Annotated in this window: 20 protein-coding genes; 10 read left to right on the top strand and 10 right to left on the bottom strand. The window is 61.2% G+C overall.

The window, feature by feature from the left end; translation table 11 throughout:
* Positions 1-5: 5 nt before the first annotated feature.
* The 9 genes from murD (at position 6) to lpxC (ending at position 10,520) form a co-directional block, all read left to right on the top strand.
* On the top strand, positions 6-1,352 hold the full coding sequence (gene murD, locus PspCFBP13508_RS07800) for a UDP-N-acetylmuramoyl-L-alanine--D-glutamate ligase (RefSeq protein WP_137214131.1): 1,347 nt from the start codon (positions 6-8) through the stop codon (positions 1,350-1,352).
* Positions 1,353-1,354: 2 nt separating this feature from the next.
* Positions 1,355-2,566, top strand: a complete 1,212-nt coding sequence (gene ftsW / locus PspCFBP13508_RS07795) for a putative lipid II flippase FtsW (protein ID WP_172667897.1) — start codon at positions 1,355-1,357, stop codon at positions 2,564-2,566.
* Positions 2,556-3,626, top strand: coding sequence for an undecaprenyldiphospho-muramoylpentapeptide beta-N-acetylglucosaminyltransferase (murG, locus tag PspCFBP13508_RS07790; RefSeq protein ID WP_016773277.1), 1,071 nt, complete (start codon positions 2,556-2,558; stop codon positions 3,624-3,626). Before ftsW ends, murG begins: the two co-directional genes overlap by 11 nt.
* Entirely contained in the window at positions 3,619-5,079 is a 1,461-nt protein-coding gene (murC, locus tag PspCFBP13508_RS07785) for a UDP-N-acetylmuramate--L-alanine ligase (RefSeq protein WP_039761387.1), read from the top strand. The genes murG and murC overlap by 8 nt, the downstream gene beginning before the upstream one ends.
* Positions 5,076-6,050, top strand: coding sequence for a D-alanine--D-alanine ligase (locus PspCFBP13508_RS07780; RefSeq protein ID WP_133338343.1), 975 nt, complete (start codon positions 5,076-5,078; stop codon positions 6,048-6,050). The genes murC and PspCFBP13508_RS07780 overlap by 4 nt, the downstream gene beginning before the upstream one ends.
* 4 nt (positions 6,051-6,054) lie before the next feature.
* Entirely contained in the window at positions 6,055-6,921 is an 867-nt protein-coding gene (locus PspCFBP13508_RS07775) for a cell division protein FtsQ/DivIB (RefSeq protein ID WP_073473459.1), read from the top strand.
* Positions 6,922-6,936: 15 nt separating this feature from the next.
* A complete protein-coding gene (gene ftsA, locus PspCFBP13508_RS07770) occupies positions 6,937-8,196 on the top strand; it encodes a cell division protein FtsA (protein WP_016773282.1) in 1,260 nt (419 codons plus the stop codon).
* Positions 8,197-8,299: 103 nt separating this feature from the next.
* Positions 8,300-9,496 (top strand): cell division protein FtsZ, encoded by a 1,197-nt coding sequence (gene ftsZ / locus PspCFBP13508_RS07765; protein ID WP_016773283.1) that lies wholly within the window; start codon positions 8,300-8,302, stop codon positions 9,494-9,496.
* A 112-nt stretch (positions 9,497-9,608) separates the two neighbouring features.
* Positions 9,609-10,520 carry a UDP-3-O-acyl-N-acetylglucosamine deacetylase gene (lpxC, locus tag PspCFBP13508_RS07760; protein WP_007916984.1) on the top strand — a complete coding sequence of 304 codons (912 nt, stop codon included), beginning with the start codon at positions 9,609-9,611 and terminating at the stop codon, positions 10,518-10,520.
* Between the two features lie 150 nt (positions 10,521-10,670).
* On the opposite strand, the gene PspCFBP13508_RS07755 is transcribed toward lpxC, so the two are convergent.
* The 7 genes from PspCFBP13508_RS07755 to PspCFBP13508_RS07725 form a co-directional block, all read right to left on the bottom strand.
* Positions 10,671-12,179 (bottom strand): sensor domain-containing diguanylate cyclase, encoded by a 1,509-nt coding sequence (locus tag PspCFBP13508_RS07755; RefSeq protein ID WP_137214130.1) that lies wholly within the window; start codon positions 12,177-12,179, stop codon positions 10,671-10,673.
* A 185-nt stretch (positions 12,180-12,364) separates the two neighbouring features.
* Complete coding sequence (locus PspCFBP13508_RS07750) at positions 12,365-13,681, bottom strand: OprD family porin (RefSeq protein WP_137214129.1); 1,317 nt, start codon at positions 13,679-13,681, stop codon at positions 12,365-12,367.
* Positions 13,682-13,875: 194 nt separating this feature from the next.
* Positions 13,876-14,097 (bottom strand): hypothetical protein, encoded by a 222-nt coding sequence (locus tag PspCFBP13508_RS07745; protein ID WP_122693152.1) that lies wholly within the window; start codon positions 14,095-14,097, stop codon positions 13,876-13,878.
* 299 nt (positions 14,098-14,396) lie between these two features.
* Positions 14,397-15,761 carry a heavy metal sensor histidine kinase gene (locus tag PspCFBP13508_RS07740; protein ID WP_137214128.1) on the bottom strand — a complete coding sequence of 455 codons (1,365 nt, stop codon included), beginning with the start codon at positions 15,759-15,761 and terminating at the stop codon, positions 14,397-14,399.
* Positions 15,751-16,428, bottom strand: a complete 678-nt coding sequence (locus PspCFBP13508_RS07735) for a heavy metal response regulator transcription factor (protein ID WP_137214127.1) — start codon at positions 16,426-16,428, stop codon at positions 15,751-15,753. Before PspCFBP13508_RS07735 ends, PspCFBP13508_RS07740 begins: the two co-directional genes overlap by 11 nt.
* Before the next feature lie 7 nt (positions 16,429-16,435).
* Positions 16,436-19,549, bottom strand: a complete 3,114-nt coding sequence (locus PspCFBP13508_RS07730) for a multidrug efflux RND transporter permease subunit (RefSeq protein WP_137214126.1) — start codon at positions 19,547-19,549, stop codon at positions 16,436-16,438.
* Positions 19,546-20,706: an efflux RND transporter periplasmic adaptor subunit gene (locus PspCFBP13508_RS07725; RefSeq protein ID WP_137214125.1), complete on the bottom strand. Its 1,161-nt coding sequence runs from the start codon at positions 20,704-20,706 to the stop codon at positions 19,546-19,548. Before PspCFBP13508_RS07725 ends, PspCFBP13508_RS07730 begins: the two co-directional genes overlap by 4 nt.
* 423 nt (positions 20,707-21,129) lie before the next feature.
* Between PspCFBP13508_RS07725 and PspCFBP13508_RS07720 the strand changes: the two genes are divergently transcribed.
* Positions 21,130-21,369, top strand: coding sequence for a hypothetical protein (locus tag PspCFBP13508_RS07720; RefSeq protein WP_137214124.1), 240 nt, complete (start codon positions 21,130-21,132; stop codon positions 21,367-21,369).
* Positions 21,370-21,498: 129 nt separating this feature from the next.
* Here the strand turns inward: PspCFBP13508_RS07720 and PspCFBP13508_RS07715 are convergent, their stop codons facing one another.
* From PspCFBP13508_RS07715 to PspCFBP13508_RS07705, 3 genes are all read right to left on the bottom strand, one after another.
* Positions 21,499-22,248, bottom strand: coding sequence for a YkgJ family cysteine cluster protein (locus PspCFBP13508_RS07715; protein WP_137214123.1), 750 nt, complete (start codon positions 22,246-22,248; stop codon positions 21,499-21,501).
* Between the two features lie 83 nt (positions 22,249-22,331).
* On the bottom strand, positions 22,332-22,658 hold the full coding sequence (locus PspCFBP13508_RS07710; protein WP_137214122.1) for a hypothetical protein: 327 nt from the start codon (positions 22,656-22,658) through the stop codon (positions 22,332-22,334).
* 155 nt (positions 22,659-22,813) lie between these two features.
* A complete protein-coding gene (locus PspCFBP13508_RS07705; RefSeq protein ID WP_137214121.1) occupies positions 22,814-23,296 on the bottom strand; it encodes a GNAT family N-acetyltransferase in 483 nt (160 codons plus the stop codon).

Here is a 23,296-nt window from a genome sequence, read left to right as displayed (position 1 = left end):
AACGAGTGTCTCTGATCGCTTCTGACCACTTCCGCATCGTTGTCGGCCTCGGCAAGAGCGGCATGTCCCTGGTTCGCTTCCTGGCGAACCGGGGCACGTCGTTTGCTGTGGCCGACACGCGGGAAAATCCACCGGAACTGGCCACGCTCAAGCGTGACTATCCGCACGTGGAAGTGCGTTGTGGCGAGCTGGACGTCGAATTCCTCTGCCGTGCCGACGAGCTCTACGTGAGCCCCGGCCTGGCTCTGGCGACTCCGGCCCTGCAAGCCGCTGCGGCCCGTGGCGTGAAAATGTCCGGCGACATCGAGTTGTTCGCGCGTAACGCGCGGGCGCCGATCGTCGCGATCACCGGTTCCAACGCGAAAAGCACCGTCACCACGTTGGTCGGCGAGATGGCGGCTGCGGCCGGCAAGCGCGTCGCCGTTGGCGGCAACCTAGGCACGCCGGCGCTGGATCTGCTCAGCGATGACGTCGAGCTGTACGTCATGGAGTTGTCGAGTTTCCAGCTGGAAACCACCGACCAGCTCAACGCCGAAGTCGCCACCGTACTGAACATCAGCGAAGACCACATGGATCGCTACAGCGGTCTGCCGGCCTATCACCTGGCCAAGCACCGGATCTTCCGGGGCGCGAAGCAGTTTGTGGTCAACCGTCAGGACGCCCTGAGCCGTCCATTGATCGGCGAAGGCCAGCCATGCTGGACCTTTGGCCTGAGCAAACCGGATTTCAAAGCGTTCGGCATTCGCGAAGAAGACGGCGAGAAGTACCTCGCCTTCGAATTCCAGAACCTGATGCCGGTGCGTGAACTGAAGATTCGCGGCGCACACAACCAGTCCAACGCGCTCGCCGCCTTGGCACTGGGTCACGCGGTGGGCCTGCCGTTCGACGCCATGCTCGCGGCGTTGCGCACGTTTGCCGGCCTCGAGCATCGTTGCCAGTGGGTGCGCGATCTCGACGGCGTGGCCTATTACAACGATTCCAAAGCCACCAACGTTGGCGCCGCTCTGGCCGCGATCGAAGGCCTCGGTACGGACATCGACGGCAAGGTCATTCTGATCGCCGGCGGTGACGGCAAGGGCGCCGAATTCAATGATTTGCGCGATCCGGTGGCGGCGAACTGCCGCGCTGTGGTGCTGATGGGCCGCGACTCCGACAAGATCGGCGCAGCCATCGGTGATGCCGTGCCGCTGATTCGCGCGACCTCGCTGGTTGACGCCGTTGAGCAATGCCGCGCCGCTGCCCAGCCGGGTGACGTGGTGCTGCTGTCTCCGGCCTGCGCCAGTTTCGACATGTTCAAGAATTACGAAGACCGTGGTCACCAGTTCGTCCGCGCTGTGGAGGAACTGGCATGAACCTGAGAAACATCATCAAGCCGTACCCGTCGCCGCTGATCACCGGGCGTGGCATCGACCTCGACTTCCCGATGCTCGCCGGTTGCCTGGCGCTGCTCGGTCTCGGCCTGATCATGATCGCCTCGGCGTCCACCGAAGTGGCGGCGGCGCAGTCGGGCAGTCCGCTGTATTACATGATTCGCCACCTTATCTATGTGGTGCTGGGCCTGGGCGCGTGCATCGTCACCATGATGATCCCGATCGCCACTTGGCAGCGCCTCGGCTGGATGATGCTGATCGGTGCGTTCGGCCTGTTGGTGATGGTGATCATCCCCGGCATCGGCCGCGAAGTGAACGGTTCGATGCGCTGGATCGGTTTCAGCTTCTTCAACGTGCAGCCGTCGGAAATCGCCAAGGTGTTCGTGGTGATCTACCTCGCCGGTTATCTGGTGCGCCGGCAGAAAGAAGTGCGCGAGAGCTGGATGGGCTTTTTCAAGCCGTTCATCGTCCTGCTGCCGATGGCCGGTCTGTTGCTGATGGAGCCGGACTTCGGTGCCACCGTGGTAATGATGGGCGCCGCGGCGGCGATGCTGTTTCTTGGCGGGGTCGGACTGTTCCGTTTCTCGCTGATGGTGGTGCTGGCGGTTGGCGCGGTGGTTCTGCTGATCCAGATGCAGCCCTATCGAATGGCGCGTCTGACCAACTTCGCCGACCCGTGGGCCGACCAGTTCGGCGCCGGTTATCAGTTGTCGCAGGCCTTGATCGCTTTCGGTCGCGGCGAGTGGCTGGGCGTTGGCCTGGGCAACAGCGTGCAGAAACAGTTCTACCTGCCGGAAGCGCACACCGACTTCGTGTTCTCGGTACTCGCCGAAGAACTCGGTGCGGTCGGTTCGCTGTGCACCGTCGCGCTGTTCGTGTTCGTATGTATTCGCGGCATGTACATCGGCCTGTGGGCGGAGAAGGCCAAGCAGTTCTTTGCCGCTTACGTGGCTTACGGTTTGTCGTTCCTGTGGATTGGTCAGTTCCTGATCAACATCGGTGTGAACGTCGGCCTGCTGCCGACCAAAGGTCTGACCTTGCCGTTCCTCAGTTACGGCGGCAGCTCGCTGGTGATCTGCTGCGCCTGTCTCGGCCTGTTGCTGCGCATCGAGTGGGAGAGTCGAACCCACCTGGGCAGCGAAGAGATGGAATTCCAGGAGAGCGACTTCGCCGAGGAGCCGACTCATGGGCGCTAATGTATTGATCATGGCCGGCGGTACCGGCGGCCACGTGTTCCCGGCGCTGGCCTGTGCCCGCGAGTTTCAGGCGCGCGGCTATACCGTGCACTGGCTCGGCACGCCACGCGGGATCGAAAACGAACTGGTTCCGGCGGCTGGGCTTGAACTGCACCGGATCAACGCCAGCGGTCTGCGCGGCAAGGGCAAGCTGTCGCTGCTCAAGGCGCCGCTGATGCTGCTGAAATCGGTGTGGCAGGCGCGGGCGATCATGCGCCGCCTGAAGCCTGTGTGCGTGGTCGGCTTCGGCGGTTATGTGACTGGTCCTGGTGGTCTTGCCGCGAAACTGGCCGGCGTGCCGGTGATCGTTCACGAGCAGAACGCTGTCGCCGGCACCGCCAATCGGTTGCTGGTGCCGTTCGCCGCCCGAGTGTGTGAAGCGTTCCCCGACACCTTTACTCTGTCGGACAGCCGCCGTACCACCGGTAATCCGGTGCGCAGCGAGCTGTTCCTCGACACATCGCGACCGGCGCTGGCCGGACGCAAAGCGCGTTTGCTGATCCTTGGCGGCAGCCTGGGCGCAGAACCGTTGAACAAGTTGCTGCCTGAAGCCCTGGCCCAAGTCGCTGCCGACCTGCGCCCGGAAGTGTTTCATCAGGCCGGCAAAAATCACGATGAAGTGACTGCCGAGCGTTACCGCGCCGTGGGTGTGGAAGCGCAGGTGCAGCCGTTCATCAAAGACATGGCCCAGGCCTATGGCTGGGCTGACCTGGTGGTGTGCCGCGCTGGCGCGTTGACCATCAGTGAGCTGGCGGCCGCCGGTCTGCCCTCGATGCTGGTGCCTTTGCCCCACGCGATCGACGATCACCAGACCCGCAACGCCGATTATTTGGCCCGCGAAGGCGCTGCCTTCCTGATGCCGCAAAGAACGACTGGTGCCGCGGATCTTGCCGCGCGCCTGACAGAGGTCTTGATGCAACCGCAACGACTCGAAGCAATGGCCCAAGCGGCCCGCCGACTGGCCAAACCCGATGCCACCCGTAGCGTGGTCGATACCTGTCTGGAGGTGGCCCATGGTTGAGAATCAGAAAGCCATGCCACAACCGGAAATGCGCCGCATCCGTCGCATCCACTTCGTCGGCATCGGCGGCGTGGGCATGTGCGGCATCGCTGAAGTATTGTTGAACCTGGGCTATCAAGTCTCCGGTTCCGACCTGAAAGCGTCGCCGGTCACCGAGCGCCTGGAATCGTTTGGCGCGCAGATCTTCATCGGTCACCGTGCCGAGAACGCCGCTACTGCCGATGTGCTGGTGGTGTCGAGCGCGGTGAACACCTCCAACCCGGAAGTGGCGACTGCCCTTGAGCGTCGTATTCCGGTAGTGCCGCGCGCAGAAATGCTCGCCGAGCTGATGCGCTATCGCCACGGCATCGCCGTCGCCGGTACCCATGGCAAAACCACCACCACCAGCCTGATCGCTTCGGTGTTCGCGGCCGGTGGTCTGGACCCGACATTCGTGATTGGTGGTCGTCTGAACGCAGCGGGCACCAATGCCCAGCTCGGCACCAGCCGTTACCTGATCGCCGAAGCCGACGAAAGCGATGCGAGCTTCCTGCATCTGCAGCCGCTGGTGGCCGTGGTCACCAACATCGACGCCGACCACATGGCGACCTACGACGGTGACTTCAACAAACTGAAGAAAACCTTCGTCGAATTCCTGCACAACCTGCCGTTCTACGGTCTGGCGGTGATGTGCCTGGACGATCCGGTGGTGCGCGAAATCCTGCCGCTGGTGAAACGTCCGACCGTGACCTACGGCTTCAGCGAAGACGCCGACGTACGCGCCATCAATGTGCGCCAGCAGGGCATGCAGACCTTCTTTACCGTGCTGCGCCCGGATCGCGAGCCGCTGGACGTGTCGGTGAACATGCCCGGCAACCACAACGTGCTCAACTCGCTGGCGACCATCTGCATCGCCACCGATGAAGGCGTCAGCGATGAAGCCATCGTTCAGGGCCTGTCGGGCTTCCAGGGCGTCGGTCGACGCTTCCAGGTCTACGGCGAACTGCCGGTAGACGGCGGCAACGTGATGCTGGTCGACGACTACGGTCACCACCCGACCGAGGTCGCTGCGGTGATCAAAGCCGTGCGCGGTGGCTGGCCGGAGCGTCGTCTGGTGATGGTCTACCAGCCGCATCGCTACAGCCGCACCCGTGATCTGTACGACGACTTCGTCAATGTCCTGGCCGACGCCAACGTGCTGCTGCTGATGGAAGTCTATCCGGCCGGCGAAGAGCCGATCCCGGGCGCCGACAGCCGCAAGCTGTGCAACAGCATCCGTCAGCGCGGTCAGCTCGACCCGATCTACATCGAGCGTGGCGTTGACCTGGCACCGCTGGTCAAGCCGCTGCTGCGCGCCGGCGACATTCTGCTGTGCCAGGGCGCGGGTGATATCGGCGGTCTCGCGCCGAAGCTGTTGAAAAGTGAATTGTTCGCCGGCGCCGTGGCGGCGCCGGTCGAGGGGAAGTTGAAATGACTGCTGCCTACGCCAAGCTGTTCTCCACCATCGCGCCGAAAGACTTCGGCCGCGTCGCCGTGCTCTTCGGCGGCCTGAGTGCCGAGCGTGAGGTTTCGCTGAAATCCGGCAACGCCGTGCTCGAAGCGCTGCAAAGCGCTGGCGTCGACGCGTTCGGCATCGATGTGGGCGAAGACTTCCTGCAGCGTCTGCTCAGCGAAAAGATCGACCGCGCGTTCATCATTCTCCACGGTCGCGGCGGTGAAGACGGCAGCATGCAGGGCCTGCTCGAATGCGCCGGCATTCCGTACACCGGCAGCGGCATCCTCGCCTCGGCACTGGCGATGGACAAGCTGCGTACCAAACAGGTCTGGCACAGCCTCGGGATTCCGACGCCGCGTCACGCCGTGCTGTGCAGCGAAGCCGATTGTATTTCGGCGGCGACGGAACTGGGCTTGCCTTTGATCGTCAAACCGGCGCATGAAGGTTCAAGTATCGGGATGGCCAAAGTGAATTCTGCGTCCGAGTTGATCGACGCATGGAAAGCGGCCAGTACCTACGATTCGCAAGTGTTGGTCGAGCAATGGATTCAAGGTCCGGAGTTCACCATCGCCACCCTGCGTGACCAGGTGTTGCCTCCTATCGCCCTGGGTACACCGCACACGTTCTACGACTACGACGCCAAGTACATCGCCAACGATACCCAATACCGCATTCCGTGCGGGCTCGACGCGGCCAAGGAACAGGAACTCATGGAACTCACGGCCAAGGCCTGTGAGGCGCTGGGTATCGCCGGTTGGGGCCGGGCGGACGTAATGCAGGACGCCGACGGGCAGTTCTGGTTCCTCGAAGTCAATACCGCACCGGGCATGACCGATCACAGCCTGGTGCCGATGGCGGCGCGGGCTGCCGGTCTGGATTTCCAGCAACTGGTTCTGGCCATTCTGGCCGCCAGCGTTGAAAACGCAGGCGCAACAGAGGCGCGAGGTTAAGACCATGCAAGGCGCTCATCTCAGACATCAGCCACCCGCACCCGGCCGCAAGCCGGTGCCGCGGGGTGCCAGCCGAATGGTGGCGAAAGAGCCGATGTCCGCGCGCCTGCCGAAAGCCAATTTCGGCTTTCTGAAAAGCCTGTTCTGGCCGGTGCTGCTGGTGGCGCTGGGCTTTGGTACCTACGAAGGCGCGCAGCGTTTGCTGCCGTACGCCGACCGGCCGATCAGCAAGATCGCGGTGCAGGGCGACTTGAGCTACATCAGCCAGCAGGCGGTGCAGCAGCGGATCGCGCCGTTCGTGGCGTCGAGCTTCTTCACCATCGACCTCGCCGGTATGCGTACCGAGCTCGAGCAGATGCCCTGGATCGCCCACGCCGAAGTGCGTCGGGTGTGGCCGGATCAGGTAGTGATCCGCCTCGAAGAGCAATTGCCGGTGGCGCGTTGGGGCGACGAGTCGTTGCTCAACAACCAGGGCCAGGCGTTCACGCCCAAGGAACTGGCGAACTACGAACACCTGCCGCAGCTGTTCGGCCCACAACGGGCTCAGCAGCAGGTGATGCAGCAGTATCAGGTGCTGAGCCAGATGCTGCGGCCGCTGGGTTTTTCGATTGCACGCCTGGAATTGCGTGAACGCGGCAGCTGGTTCCTGACCACCGGTGCCGGCAGTTCCGGCCCCGGCATCGAGTTGCTGCTGGGACGCGGCAACCTGGTGGAAAAGATGCGCCGCTTCATCGCCATCTATGACAAGACGCTGAAAGAGCAGATTACGAACATTGCGCGCATCGATCTGCGCTACGCCAACGGCCTCGCTGTTGGCTGGCGGGAACCCGTAGCGCCGACGACAGCCCAACCCGCTGTCGCAAAGAATTAAGAAGAGGCAGGACCCATGGCAAACGTGCAAAGCGGCAAAATGATCGTCGGTCTGGATATCGGCACCTCCAAAGTGGTGGCGCTGGTAGGCGAGGTCGCGGACGACGGCCAGCTGGAAATCGTCGGGATCGGCACGCATCCGTCCCGCGGCCTGAAGAAGGGCGTGGTGGTCAACATCGAATCCACCGTGCAGTCGATCCAGCGCGCGATCGAAGAAGCCCAACTGATGGCCGGCTGCCGCATTCACTCGGCGTTCGTCGGCGTGGCCGGCAATCACATCCGCAGCCTGAACTCCCACGGCATCGTCGCGATCCGTGATCGCGAAGTCAGCTCGGCGGACCTTGAGCGTGTACTCGACGCCGCCCAGGCCGTGGCGATCCCGGCTGACCAGCGCGTGCTGCACACCCTGCCGCAGGATTACGTGATCGATAACCAGGAAGGCGTGCGCGAGCCGCTGGGCATGTCCGGCGTGCGTCTGGAAGCCAAGGTTCACGTGGTCACCTGCGCGGTCAACGCTGCACAGAACATTGAAAAATGCGTGCGTCGCTGCGGTCTGGAAATCGACGACATCATCCTCGAGCAACTGGCCTCGGCCTACTCGGTGCTGACCGACGACGAAAAAGAACTGGGCGTGTGCCTGGTCGACATTGGTGGCGGCACCACCGACATCGCGATCTTCACCGAAGGCGCGATCCGTCACACCGCGGTGATCCCGATTGCCGGTGATCAAGTGACCAACGACATCGCCATGGCGTTGCGCACTCCGACCCAGTACGCCGAAGAGATCAAGATCCGTTACGCCTGCGCCCTGGCCAAACTGGCCGGTGCCGGTGAAACCATCAAGGTGCCGAGCGTTGGCGACCGTCCACCGCGTGAGCTGTCGCGTCAGGCCCTGGCCGAAGTGGTCGAGCCGCGTTACGACGAACTGTTCACCCTGATCCAGGCCGAGCTGCGTCGCAGCGGCTACGAAGACCTGATTCCGGCGGGCATCGTGCTCACCGGCGGTACGTCGAAAATGGAAGGCGCCACTGAACTGGCCGAAGAGATCTTCCACATGCCGGTGCGCCTTGGTGTGCCGCATGGCGTGAAAGGTCTGGATGACGTGGTGCGCAACCCGATTTATTCCACTGGCGTCGGTTTGTTGATGTACGGCCTGCAGAAGCAGTCCGATGGAGTTTCGTTCTCCGGCATCGGCAGCCGCGACAGCTACAGCAGCGAAGAGCCTCAGGCGCCGCTGCTGGACCGACTGAAAAAGTGGGTTCAGGGCAATTTTTAAAAGCAGCCTGGAGCGACAAGCTTCAAGCGGCAAGCAACTGCAGTAGATACACCGCTACAAACAGCAGTAGGCGAAAAAACTAGAGAATGTAAGGAGAGGGAAAATGTTCGAACTCGTAGACAACATCCCCGCAAGCCCGGTAATCAAAGTTATCGGTGTCGGCGGTGGCGGCGGCAACGCTGTCAATCACATGGTCAAGAGCAACATCGAAGGCGTTGAGTTCATCTGCGCCAACACCGATGCTCAAGCGCTGAAAAACATCGGCGCGCGGACCATTCTGCAACTGGGCACCGGCGTGACCAAAGGCCTGGGCGCCGGCGCCAATCCTGAGGTCGGCCGTCAAGCCGCTCTGGAAGACCGCGAGCGCATCGCTGAAGTGCTGGCCGGCACCAACATGGTGTTCATCACCACCGGCATGGGCGGCGGAACCGGTACCGGTGCAGCGCCGATCATCGCTGAAGTGGCCAAGGAAATGGGCATTCTGACCGTTGCGGTCGTGACCCGTCCGTTCCCGTTCGAAGGCCGCAAGCGTATGCAGATTGCCGACGAAGGCATCCGCATGCTTTCGGAGAGCGTCGACTCGCTGATCACCATTCCGAACGAAAAACTGCTGACCATCCTCGGCAAAGACGCAAGCCTGTTGTCGGCTTTCGCCAAGGCTGACGATGTACTGGCCGGTGCCGTTCGCGGTATCTCCGACATCATCAAGCGTCCGGGCATGATCAACGTCGACTTCGCCGACGTGCGTACCGTGATGAGCGAAATGGGCATGGCGATGATGGGCACTGGCTGCGCCAGCGGTCCGAACCGTGCACGTGAAGCTACCGAAGCGGCAATCCGCAACCCGCTGCTGGAAGACGTCAACCTGCAAGGCGCGCGCGGCATTCTGGTGAACATCACCGCCGGTCCTGACCTGTCCCTGGGTGAGTACTCCGACGTTGGTTCGATCATCGAAGCCTTTGCTTCCGAGCACGCGATGGTCAAGGTCGGTACCGTTATCGATCCGGACATGCGCGACGAGCTGCACGTAACCGTGGTTGCCACCGGTCTGGGCGCGAAAATCGAGAAGCCTGTAAAGGTTATCGACAACACCGTTCACACCTCGATGGCTTCGGCGCAGGTGCAACAACCGGCTCCGGCCCGTCAGGAGCAGCCAGCGGTGAACTACCGTGATCTGGACCGTCCGACCGTCATGCGCAACCAGGCTCAGGCCGGTGCTGCGGCTGCCGCGAAGATGAATCCGCAGGATGACCTGGACTACCTGGACATTCCGGCATTCCTGCGTCGTCAGGCCGATTGATGGAATGTATCAGGGCTATGAAGGTGATTGGTGTTCAGCAAAGGCATGGTCTGCTATCATCGCCAGCCTTTGTTGATACCAGTTCGCAATTTGCGCTGAAGCGGCCCAAGCCATGATTAAACAACGCACACTGAAAAATATTATCCGTGCCACAGGTGTAGGCCTGCACTCCGGTGAGAAGGTCTATCTGACCCTCAAGCCTGCGCCTGTCGACACTGGCATTGTGTTTTGTCGCGCTGACCTCGACCCTGTGGTGCAGATTCCTGCCCGCGCGGAAAACGTCGGTGAAACCACTATGTCGACGACGCTGATCAATGGCGACGTCAAAGTGGACACGGTAGAGCACTTGCTCTCGGCCATGGCTGGCCTGGGCATCGATAACGCCTACGTCGAGCTCTCCGCGTCCGAAGTCCCGATCATGGATGGCAGCGCTGGACCCTTCGTATTCCTGATTCAATCGGCAGGCCTGGAAGAACAGGACGCCGCCAAGAAATTCATCCGCATCCTGCGTGAAGTGACAGTGGAAGACGGCGACAAGCGCGCCACTTTCGTCCCTTTCGAAGGCTTCAAGGTGAGCTTCGAGATCGATTTCGATCACCCGGTATTCCGGGACCGCACCCAGAGTGCAAGCGTGGATTTTTCCAGCACTTCGTTCGTAAAAGAAGTCAGCCGCGCCCGTACCTTTGGTTTCATGAGTGACATCGAGTACCTGCGCAAGCATAACCTCGCACTCGGCGGCAGCGTGGAAAACGCGATCGTGGTCGACGCTGATGGCGTGTTGAACGAAGACGGTCTTCGTTATGAAGACGAATTCGTCAAACACAAGATCCTCGACGCGATTGGCGACCTGTACCTGCTGGGCAACAGCCTTATTGGTGAGTTCAAAGGCTTCAAGTCCGGTCATGCACTGAACAACCAGCTGCTGCGCAAATTGATTGAGCAGACAGACGCTTGGGAAGTGGTGACGTTCGAAGACGCCAGCACCGCACCAATCTCTTACATGCGCCCGGTTGCGGCGGTGTAAGTAAAAAACCTCTCTAGTTTTTTGAAGGCCATCCTCGGATGGCCTTTTTTTATGCCCTTTATACGATCAAAAGATCGCAGCCTTCGGCAGCTCCTACAGGGATACCGCATTCCAGATGTAGGAGCTGCCGAAGGCTGCGATCTTTTGACTTTAAACTGACACTACAACGCGATTACGCCCGCCTTCCTTGGCCTGATACAACGCCTTGTCCGCTGCAAACAACAACTGCTCCAGTGTCATCTCGCTCGCCGATGTCCAGGTGGCGATGCCGATACTCACGGTCATCGCCCGCTCAGCGCCTTCAACCCAGGGCAAATCTTCCACAGCCTGGCGAATCTGCTCGGCGATCTGCTGCGCTCCTGCGCTGTCGGTCTCGGCGAGAATCACCGAAAACTCTTCACCGCCATACCGCGCGACCAGATCTGCCGGGCGTCGCACGTTCGCGGTGATTACCTTGGCCAATTCACGCAAGACCTGATCCCCAGCTTGATGGCCATGACGATCATTGAAGGCCTTGAAGTGGTCGGCATCGATCATCATCACCGACAGCGGCTGGCCCGAGCGCTGGGCGCGGAACCATTCGTGGCGCAGGGTCTGATCGAGCATGCGCCGGTTGGCCACACCGGTCAGGTCATCGGTGGCAGCCAGTTGCGCCAGTTCGCGTTCGGCGCGATGGCGCAAACGCAGTTCCCGGGCCAGCAGCCAGGTCAGCCACAACAGGCCCAGGCACAACACGCCGGTGGCGCCGCTGATCAGGATCGCCGTGCGCCGCCAGGTGCCGAACACTTCCTCGCTGGACAGCGCCACCATCACGGTCAACGGCAGATTGCCGACCCGCGAGTAGGTATAGAGCCGGCGTTGTTTATCCATGCTCGAGGTACTGGTGAAACTGCCGCTGCCATCGCGATCGTTGAGAATCCGCACGACGTTGGGCCGGTTGCCGAAACTTTTGCCCACCGAATCGCTTTGCAAATAGGGCTTCTGCGCGAGCAGCACGCCATCGCTGTTGATGATGTTCAGTGTGCTGTCGGTGCCGATGTCGAGGCTTTTGAACAGGTCGTCGAAGTAGTCGAGTTTCAACGAAGCGACGGCAACGCCGAGGAATTCATCGGTCTGCGAGGAGATGCGCCGGCTGAAGCTGATGCGCCACTGATCGGCCTCTTCGCAATCGCAGCGGGTCTTGAACGGTCGGCTGATGAACATGCCGATGTCGCGGTTGAATGCGTGGGCGAGGAAATAATCGCGATCGGCGAAATTGCCCGGTTTCGCTTCGATGCGCGAGGAGTCGGCGATCACCTCGCCATGCTTGTCGAGCAGGAGGATGTCGCCCTTGAAGCGCGCGGTGGCAGAGCGATCGAACAGTGCCAGATGACGGATCTGCGGCGAGACGTTCTGCAGGTCGTCACGCTGGGCGGCGGCGATTAGCCCTTGCAGCGTCAGGTCGTACAGCTCGACGGTGCGCAGCACATCGGCATCGATCAATTGCGCGATGGTCGTGGCGCGGCGCGTGGCGGCTTCCTGCGCACTGGCGTACTCGCGAATCAGCAGGAAGGTGACGATGCACACCATCGCAATCACGGTCAGCAGGCTGCCGAGGATCAGCAGGCGCTCGGGGCGACCGGTAAGGCCTGTGGTGGAAGGCTTGCGGCTGGCGATCATGATGAGGAGCCGGTTGGAGTGGTTTCATAAGCTTAGTTGGGCTGACGCCGGACGAACCTGTGGGAGCGAGCCTGCTCGCGAAAGCTGATTGTCAGTCAACATCTGTGTTGAATGACACACCGCTTTCGCGAGCAGGCTCGCTCCCACAGGGTAGATCAGAGGATCTGAAAAACGCAGCGCCGATCTTAGAAGACGTTGACCGGGTAGTCGATGATCACGCGGTATTCATCTGTATCCGAATCAATCGCGCCGTAGCCGTTGCCGCCACGGTTGGTGGCCCATTGCAGGCGCACCGCGAGATCCTTGGCCTGGCCGCTTTGCACGACGTACTGCAAATCGATATCGCGTTCCCAATGTTTGGCGTTGCGGCCATCGGCGCTGTACCAGCTCGAATAGCCTGCGCTGTTAGGGTCGGCTTTGGTCAGGTCCACCGTGCCGCGCGAATATGACAGCGCCGAAGTCAGGCCGGGCATGCCGACACCGGTGAAGTCATAAGCGTACTTGAGCTTCCACGAGCGTTCGTTCGGGCCGTTGAAGTCCGAATACTGCTGCGAGTTGTCCAGGTAAACGCTGTCGCCCTGGCTGATGTAGTCGAATGGTGTGTTGCCGTTGACCCGCTGGTAGGCGGCGGTGACGCTGTGGTTGCCGATGCCGACGGTGAGATGCGTGCTCCAGGTGTTGTTGTCGATGTTGCCCAGCAGCGCATCACCGGTGTCTTGCGTGTGATAGAAATGCAGGCCCGGGTTGAGGCTGACCAGATCGTTCAGTTGCCAGGTGTAGTCGAGGTCGTAGTAGTACTGGTTCCAGATGTCCTTGAGCTCGGAGGCGTAAAGACTGCTGGTCAGGCCCTCAACTCCGCTCCAGGCCACACCGGCCCAGTTCAGGTGCTGGCTTTCGTCACCGTCGGCGAGCGAACCGTACGACGTTCCGATGCGGGTATGACCGCTCTGGTTATAGGGCTTGGTGAAACTGGCCTGGCCACCTTCGATCAACCAGCCGTCGAAGCTGTGGTTGCTCAGGCTGATGCCACGAAAGGTCTGCGGTAGCATCCGCGTGTCGCCGCCGGCAATCACCGGGTTGGTGAGGAACAGATCACCGGCCTTCAACTCGGTATCGAAGGCGCGCAACTTCAACGTCCCGCCTGCGGTGGAGAACGAGCCCGGCGCTTTGCCGTTGCCATCGCTGATCGGCAGGATGCTCGAACCGTCGGTCCCGCCACCACCGTCGAGTTTCAAACCGAGCATGGCGTGGGCATCGACGCCGAAGCCGACCGTGCCTTCGGTGTAGCCGGACTGGAACACGCCGAGAAAACCCTGACCCCACTCGATATTGTCGTCGGCCTTCTGCAAGCGGTTGCGATTCATGTAGTAGTTGCGGGCGTTGAGGTTGAGGCTCGAGCCTGCGACGAAGCCCTGTTGGGCAGACTCATCGGCGTGGACAGCGGGGGCAATCGTTGCGGCAATTGCAATGAACAGCGGGGTGAGGCGGACAGGGTAAAACACGTGCGGTGGGGCTCCTTGGGTCAGCGGGCCGCTCTGGTTCTTGAGCGGCTTGATGTTTCTTGTTGTTACAGACGCAGCAGACGGCTTTCAGACCACAACGAAAAAAGGCCGCTGAATGGCAGCGGCCTGGAGTGACGACGGTTGAACGGGAAGAGCCAAACAACCGCGTCGAGGGAAATCTTTCGCGGTGCGACTCAGCTGTCTTTCTCGAGCGCTTGAGCCTGGGAAGTAGCGGCCTGTGGGGATTGCGTCGCGTCTTGAGCCTTGGCCATCACTTCGGCCTGATGCTGATCGAATGCCTGTGCGCGAGCGACTTTTTGCGCGACGAACGTTTGCGATTCTTCAGCCATCGCCATCGGCGACAGGATCAATGAGGACAAAACGAATGCGCTGGCAATACCCATACTGTTGGACATCTTGAAAACCTTCTCGCTTGGCGAGTGCTGTTTGGTGCGGGCAAAGATAAGGTTGCCGAGGGTTGGGAAACAGCGTGATTTTCATAAATGACTGTTACAGCAAAAGCAAAGATCGGCACGGGTAACAACCCGGTCTGTGCGTGATGGCGGCCTGTGGCGAGGGGATTTATCCCCGTTGGGCTGCGAAGCGGCCCCAAGAATTCCAGCCTCAAAGATTCTTAGAGGTTGTGCACAGGATTTGCGACTGCTGCGCAGCCGAGCGGGGATAAATCCCCTCGCCACAGGGCTTGGCTGAGCATTCAGACCGGGAGGTTGATGCCAAAGGTGTTCATGCCCTGATCGCTGCGCACAAACACATCCCCGCCATGCATCAGCGCAATCGCCTTGACGATCGCCAGCCCCAACCCATGGTTGTTGCCACTGTTGCTGCGCGAGGCATCGACCCGATAAAACCGTTCGAACAACCTCGGCAGATGCTCGCTGGCAATTGGCGATCCGGGGTTGGCCACACCGATGCTCACCAGATGCTCTTCAACCTCGATGCGCACCTCGATCACCTGACCCGGTTTGGTGTGCTGCACCGCGTTGCTGAGCAAATTGATCAGCGCCCGGCGCAAATGCGCGACCTCGATCTGCACCTGCGCATCGCCGCTGACCTGCACTTCAACCTGCGCGTCTTCAAGGATGAAATCCAGATAGTCCAGCGTCGTCGCCACCTCATCAGCCAGTGACGTCGAGGTCAGTTTGGTCGCCTTGTTGCCCTGATCGGCGCTGGCCAGAAACAGCATGTCGTTGATGATCGAGCGCAGCCGTTCCAGCTCTTCAAGATTGGATTGCAGTACTTCGAAATAGTGTTCGGCCGAGCGCCCGCGAGTCAGCGCGACTTGAGTCTGGCCGATCAGGTTGGTCAGCGGCGAACGCAATTCGTGGGCTACGTCGGCGTTGAACGATTCCAGCCGCGAATAGGCCAGTTCGACTCGCTCCAGCGTCGAATTGAACGACTCGACAAACTGCTCCAGTTCCGGCGGCAGCGGCGACAGACGCAAGCGTCCGGCTCTTAGCGGGGGCGCCAACCGTTGGGCTTCCTGCGACAGTCTGATCAACGGTTTGAGGCCGATGCGCGCCACCCAATAGCCCAGCGCCGAAGCCATCAGCACACCGGCGATCGCCAGACCGATCAACGCGATCAGCAGATTGTGCTGCGTCTCATGGAAGGTTTCGGTATCGATGCCGATCATGAAGCGCAGCGGCGGGCGCTGATCCTTGGCCGGCAACTCGGTCAGCAGCACTTTCAGCGGATAAGGATGGTCGGCCAAATGCAGATCATGCATGCCTGGCGGACCTTGAGCGAAGGCCCGAATGACGGCATCGGGTTGACCATATTCGTAACCCGGATCACCACTGACCACCCAGAAACGGATGCGCTTGTCTTCTTCGCCGAGCAGCTTCAGCTTGGCGTTGATCTTCACCCAATGTTCCGGTGTACCGAAGCGATTGAGCGCCGATTCGAGCACGCTGTAGCGCGCATCCAGCTCGGCTTCGGGCAACAATCCCAAGCCCTTGTCCACCTGTTGATAAAGCGCACCGCCGATCAACAGAAACACCAGTAGCGCGACCAGCGTGAACATGCCGCTCAGGCGCAGAGCAATCGAATTACTGGACACCACGGCTCTCCAGCACATAACCCATGCCGCGAATGGTGTGCAGCAATTTCTCGTCGAACGGCCCGTCGAGTTTGGCGCGAAGGCGTTTGATTGCGACTTCGACGACGTTCGCGTCACTGTCGAAATTGATGTCCCAGACCATCTCGGCGATGGCGGTTTTCGAGAGGATTTCGCCCTGGCGTCGGGCGAGCACGCTGAGCAGGGAAAACTCTTTCGCGGTCAGATCCAGGCGCGTGCCGTTGCGGGTGGCCTTGCGGCTGATCAGGTCGATCCACAGGTCGGCGATGGTCACTTGCACCGGTTCGTGGCTGCCGCTACGGCGGGTCAGGGCTTGCAGGCGGGCAACCAGTTCGAGAAAGGAAAACGGTTTGCCGAGGTAATCGTCGGCGCCGTCGCGCAGGCCCTTGATGCGATCTTCGACGCGCTCGCGGGCGGTGAGCATGATCACCGGGGTCTGCTTGCGCGCACGCAACGCGCGCAGTACGCCGAAGCCGTCGAGCCCCGGCAACATCACGTCGAGGACGATCACCGCGTAGTCGCATTCCAGCGCCAGATGCAGGCCTTCGACACCGTCGCGGGCAAGGTCGACGGTGTAGCCCTGTTCGGTCAGGCCACGGTGCAGATAGTCCGCGGTTTTTTCTTCGTCTTCGATAATCAGAACGCGCATGACCGCCTCAGTCTGTGGTCGCCAGTGCCGTTGCGGGCGTTGGGGCTAGTGGGTGTGAGTGCCGGTGAAACAGCCGCTCGAGCCATAAGTATATGACCGGCGTGGTGAACAGCGTCAGCATCTGGCTGACCAGCAAACCGCCGACTACGGCAATCCCCAGCGGCTGGCGCAATTCGGCGCCGGTGCCGTAGCCGAGCATCAGCGGCAATGCGCCGAGCAGCGCGGCGAGGGTGGTCATGATGATCGGCCGGAACCGGGTGATGCACGCTTCGAAAATCGCCTCCTGCGGCGACAGTCCGCGCTGGCGCTGCGCCTCGAGCGCGAAATCGATCATCAGGATGCCGTTCTTCTTGACGATGCCGATCAGCAGCACCAGGCCGATCAACGCCATGATCGAAAAGTCCTGGCCGCAGATCCACAGCATGATCACCGCGCCCAGACCTGCCGCCGGCAGGGTCGAAATGATCGTCAGCGGATGCACGAAGCTTTCATAAAGCACGCCGAGAATGATGTACACCGCCACCAGCGCCGCCAGAATCAGCCACGGCTGGCTGGCCAGCGAACTCTGGAACGCTTGCGCCGCACCCTGGAAATTGCCGCTGATCGCGGTGGGCATGCCGATCTCGGCCTTGGCCTGGTTGAGCTGAATCACCGCATCGCCCAATGCCACGCCAGGGGCGAGGTTGAATGACATGTTGGCGGCGGGGAACATGCCGTCGTGAGCAATCGACAGCGGGCCGATGGTTGGCGCGTCAAACCTTGCCAGCGCCGACAGCGGCACCATCTCGCCGCTCAGTGGTGAGCGCAGGTAGAAATAGTTGAGGCTTTCGGCCTTGCCGCGCTGTTTGGTGTCCAGCTCGAGAATCACGTTGTATTGGTTGACCTGGGTCTGGAATTCATTGATCTGCCGTTGGCCGAATGCATCGTACAGCGCCTCGTCGACATCGCTGGCGGTCAGGCCGAAGCGCGCGGCGGCGCTGCGGTCGATGCTGATGTGAGTGATGCTGCCGCCCAGTTGCAGGTCATTGGATATGTCGCGGAATGCCGGATTGCTGCGCAGTTTTTCGGTCAGGCGCTGGGTCCAGGTGGCGAGGGTCGCGCCGTCGTTGCTCTTGAGTACGTATTGGTACTGCGCACGGCTGGGGCCGGAGCTTAGGTTGATGTCCTGCCCGGCGCGCAGATACAGGACGATGCCGGGGACTTTCATCAGCTGCGGGCGGATGCGATCGATGAACTGGCTGGCGCTGACATCGCGATCGCCACGTTTTTTCAGGGCGATCCAGAAGCGCCCGTTGGCGATAGTCTGGTTGCTGCCGGAAACCCCGACCGAATGAGAAAACGCCTGCACCGCCGGATCGGCCGCGACGATTTCGGCCATGGCCAAGTGTTTTTTCACCATATCTCCGTAGGAAATGTCCGCAGCGGCTTCGGTGGTGCCGAGGACGAACCCGGTGTCCTGCACCGGGAAGAACCCCTTGGGAATGAAAATGTACCCGGCGACCGCCAACGCCAGCGAGAGACCGAACACGCCGATCATCAATTTCTGATGATCGAGAGCGCGACGCAGGCCTTTTTCGTACCAGCCGAGCAAGCGTTCACTAAAGCCGGGTTTGGCATTGGCGTGATGTACCGGCTTACGCATAAACAGCGCGGCAAGGGTTGGCGCCAGCGTCAGCGACACCACCACGGAAATCATGATCGTCGAAGTCGCGGTCAGGGCGAATTCCTTGAAGAGTCGCCCGACCACACCGCCCATGAACAGCAACGGAATAAACGCCGCCACCAGCGAGAAGCTGATCGAAACGACGGTGAAGCCAATCTCGCCAGCCCCCTTGATCGCCGCCTCGCGCATATCGTCGCCGGCCTCGAGATGGCGATGGATGTTTTCCACCACCACAATCGCATCGTCCACGACGAAGCCGACCGCGACGACGATCGCCACCAGCGTCAGGTTGTTCAGGCTGAAACCGAGGACGTACATCAGGGCGAAACTGGCGATCAGCGAGACACCGAGCACCGCCGAGACAATCAGCGTCGCCGATAACTGGCGCAGGAACAGCGCCATCACTGCGACCACCAGCAGGATTGCGATCAGCAAAGTGATCTCGACTTCATGCAGCGAGGCGCGAATGGTCTGCGTGCGGTCGATCAGGGTTTTCACCTGCACCGAGGCCGGCAGCATCGCTTCGAGGCCGGGCAGGGCGGCTTGAATGCGGTCGACGGTTTCAACAATGTTGGCGCCGGGCTGGCGCGAGATCACCAGGTTCACTCCCGGCCGATCACCGGCCCAGGCCTGCACGTAGGCATCTTCCGCACCGTTGACGACTTTGGCGACATCGCGCAGGTGAACCGGGGCGCCGTCCTTGTAGGAAACGATGAGCTGGCTGTAGTCCTCGGGGTGGAACAACTGATCGTTGGTCGAGAGCGTGGAGATGCTTGATTCGCCGTACAGCGCACCTTTAGCCAGATTAAGGCTGGTCTGCTGGATCGCCAGTCTGATATCGGCGAGGGTCAGGCCAATCGCCGCGAGTTTGTCCGCCGAAGCCTGCACGCGAATCGCCGGGCGTTGCTGACCGGTGATGTTGATCTGGCCGACGCCGTCGATCTGGCTGATCTGACGCGAGAGAAGGGTTTCCACCAGGTCGCTGAGCTCGGTGCCGGGCATCTGTGTCGAGCTGACACTGAGGATCAGCACCGGGCTGTCGGCCGGGTTGACCTTCTTCCATGTGGGCAGCGTCGGCATGTCTTTGGGCAACTTGCCGGCGGCGGTGTTGATCGCCGCCTGTACTTCCTGGGCGGCGGTGTCGATGCTTTTATCGAGGGTAAATTGCAGGGTCAGCAGGGTTGAGCCCAGCGCGCTGCTGGAGGTCATCTGGGTCATGCCGGGGATGGCGCTGAATTGCACCTCCAGCGGCGTCGCCACTGAGGAAGCCATGGTGTCCGGGCTGGCGCCGGGCAACTGTGCCGAGACCTGGATCGTAGGAAACTCCGCTTCCGGCAGTGGCGCAATCGGCAAGCGCGGGAAGGCAATTACGCCGACCAGTACCAAAGCGAACGTCAGCAAAATCGTCGCCACCGGGTGATCGATGCACCAGGTCGAGATGCCCTTGTGCGAGTTCATGGCTTGGGCTCCGCCTGCACCACTTGCGCTGGCTCGCTCATGACTTGCACGCTCGAGCCAGGTTTGAGTCGCGACTGGCCGTCGGTCACCAGCACGTCACCAGCGTTGACACCTTTGATGATGTCCTGGCCGCTGCCCTGATAAACCATTTGCACCGGCACCGCCTCGACCTTGTCGTCCTTCACGCGGTAAACAAAGTGTTGTTCGAGGCCACGCTGTACGACGGTGGGCGGAACCACCAGCGCATCTTTATCCACAGCCGTCTGAATTTTTACCGTCACCAGCAAACCCGGCCAGAGCTTCTGGCTGGCATTGGCGAATTCGGCCTTGGCGCGGATGGTGCCAGTGTTGGCGTTGATCTGATTGTCGATCAGGGTCAGCTGACCTTCGCCGAGCAGATTGCCGGTTTCGCCATCAGTATCGGCTCCGATGTACGCCTTGACCGGGGCGCGTTGCGGATCGCTGATCAGGCTCTGCAGGGTCGGCAGCATCTGCTGCGGCAGGGAGAACTCGACGGCGATCGGGTCGATCTGCGTGACGGTGAACAGGCCTTGGGTGTCGGTCATGCGCAGGAAGTTGCCTTCATCGACCGTACGAATACCGACGCGCCCGGTGACCGGGGAGCGAATCTGCGTGTAGGACAGTTGCACTTGCGCTGCATCAATCGAGGCCTGATTGCCTTGTGCCGTGGCTTTGAGCTGGTTGACCAGTGCCTGTTGCTGATCGAAGGTCTGCTTCGACACGCCGTCGTCGACGCTGAGCAGTTTGTAGCGCTTGAGATTGACCAGCGCGACCTGCAACTGCGCCTGACTCTCGCCCAACTGCGCCCGGGCCTGGTCGAGGCTGGCGCGGATCGAGCGGTCGTCGATGGTGGCGAGCAGGTCGCCTGCTTTGACCAGTTGACCTTCCTTGACCAGGATCTTCGTCAGAATGCCGTCGATCTGCGGGCGCACCACCACGCTGTGCAGCGACAGCACCGAGCCGATGCCGCTGGTGTAACGCGGCACGTCTTTGGCGCTGACCGTCACCACCCGCACCGGGATGGCAGTCGGTGTAGCCAGTTTGGCCGGCGCCGGTTTCAACGCGAACCACAGGCCGGCGGCTGCCAGCAGAATGAGGAAAGTGGCCAGCAGGATTTTGTTTTTCTGGATGGACATGCGCGGCGCCGAAGTCTGGAGTTTGGGCAGATTGACCAGTTATAAACCGGTCAGGCGGTCGGCAGGGTGACGGCTGGCTGTCAGGATTGTCAGTTTCGTTTGGATAGCTGGGGAGTAGCAGTGTGCGGCGATGGTCTTGTGTTGGATTCGCCCCTCATCGGAACGCCGCCCGCCCAGCCCTCTCCCCAAGGAGAGGGAGCCGATTTGTGGGCTTTTCAAACCTGAGTTCGACTCGGTATCCCTTGTCGGCGAACCTTGAGTAAAAACCTCGGTCTGTCCCCTCTCCCTCGGGAGTGGGTTAGGGTGAAGGGAAACCCGTTCAGCGCACGGTGCAAATCTTCAGATGCCGAGCCAGAGCGCACAGGTATACTGCGCGCCTTTGCGGCTCTCTGATCGGGCCGACTTTTTGTTCCCGGAGCTTTTATGACTTCCCCGACCCAACCGCCGGTTGACGACGCTGTGAGCGACGTCCCGGCTGAAGTGGCTGATGCCAGCGAAACCAAGGCCGAGATTCCGCCGTTCAAGTTCCCGTTCAAGCCGGGCGAGCTTGCCTCGGCGAAAGGCTCGAATCAGCCGTGGTACAAGAATGGCGCGAAGAATGGCCACACCAAAACCCCGGGCATGGCGCCGCCGGGTACGCGTCGGTCGATGGGCAAGCGCTGACATCGGAAAGTTATGGTGCTGGCCTCTTCGCGAGCAGGCTCGCTCCCACAGGTTTTGTGTTTGGCGCAGATCCAATGTGGGAGCGAGCCTGCTCGCGAATGCGACAGCCGCTACACCACAAATGTCAGATCAAGCCGCGCGCAATGAAATGAACGCATAAGTCTGCGCCGGCTCGGTCACCACCTGCCCACCCGCAGCCAGTACCTGTCCGGCTACGTCATCGCCAGACAAATGAAACAGCCATTCACTGGTTCGCGCCGCCAGCGGTTGCGCGCTCACTTGGTCGATCACTGCCGCAAAGGCATCCATGTTCGGCAAGTACGCGGTGAACCCGTCGCCCTTGAGCGCCGTGGTGCGAATCCCCAACGTTGCGCAGATCGCATCCTTGAGTCTGATGTCATCCCGATCCGCCTGACGCGAACGCTGAATCAACTCCAGCAGTTCCCGATCAACCAACTCGCCGCCCACGATCAGCTCCGGTCCCTGTTCCCAGGACTCCGGTGGGCAATCCTTGGCAGCAGGATTGAGCGGGATGTGCGGATTGATTTCCGCCGGGTAAATCCGGCACACCAGCGGGCGCCGCTCGTAGATCCGGCAGCGCTTGTCGTCGTCAAGATTCCGGCAGGGGCCGACGTTGTAGGCGGCAAAGGTGATCGCCACATGAGCATCGGCAGTGCCACTGCGGACCACTGCCGAACGGCGCTCGGCATGTTCGCGCTGCTGCGCCGGCAGGCCCAGGCCATTGCCAAGAAACGCCTCGACCAGCACGATCACCTGACCGCCATCGGCCGCCCACATGCGGGCTTCGGCGAGCGTCAGCGGGACATGGTGGTCGGTGCAGCATTTGCCGCAACCTACGCAGGAAAACGTCGTATTCATTGAGCGATCTGTCTTCAATCAGGGTGTGAAACGGTGGCGGAAAACCACCGCACAGGGCCGGGTCGAAGCAAGTAGTGCGCCATTCACTGGGGGTTGGCGGTCGGGCGAATCGAATCCCACTCGGTGACGTACGCGGTTTTCGACTGTTTGTTGTACAGACACAGCTCGCTGCCTTGCTGGCCTTTCATGTGTTTTTGCGGGTATTGGCCTTGCAGCAGAACGGCGGTGTAACCGACGCGGTCATCGAATTGCGCAGGTGTGCCGACCGGTTTGACGTTTTTCAGACCGCTGGCCTTGGTGCAACTGGCGAGCACGGTCTTGTCGTAGGCGGCCCAGGCGTCGGGGCTGGAGGCGTGGGCCTGGGAGGCGAGGGCGGTGAGGCTGAGCAGGATTGCGGTGAGGATTTTCAAATTGGGCTTCCTTGGTCGTGGGTGGCCAAGGTTGGAGTCTGCCTGAAGAGTTTTGTTGCCTGGGGCACCGCTAAAAGATCGCAGCCTTCGGCGGCTCCTTCATGGATGTGCGCCCTCCTGTAGGAGCTGCCGAAGGCTGCGATCTTTTGACTTAATCAGTCCGGCACCAATTCCCGGCGGACCACATACATCCCGACACTTTCATACAACCGCCGCGCCCGCAGGTTGTCCTCCAGAACCCGCAAATCGACAAACCCTTCACGCCGCTGTTGAAAGACGCTGAAGGCATGCAGCAACAACGCCCGCCCAAGCCCCCGGCCCTGCATTCGCGGATGCACCACCAGATTCTTGATATACGCACTGGTCCAGCACTGCGCCACGCCCACCACGCCCTCGGCATCGCAGGCCACGAAACACAATGCTGGATCGTATTCAGGGTCGCTGGCAAAGCGCTGACGCCAGTCGTCCAGTGACGGCACTCGACCGCCACCTTTCAGATGTCCAAGCTGCATCAACTGATGCACCGCCGGCGCCAGCTCCTCGCGGTAGACGGACAGCTCAACCCCGTCCGGCCACTGCGCATCCGGCACCGCTTCACTCAAGTCGCGCCGCAGCAGAAAGCAAAACGTTTCGGTCAA

This window comes from Pseudomonas sp. CFBP13508, from assembly GCF_005233515.1.
Classification (GTDB): Bacteria; Pseudomonadota; Gammaproteobacteria; order Pseudomonadales; family Pseudomonadaceae; genus Aquipseudomonas; species Aquipseudomonas mercuritolerans.
The sequence above is the reverse complement of the archived record's forward strand: the minus strand, read 5'-3'. Positions and strand labels throughout refer to the sequence as shown.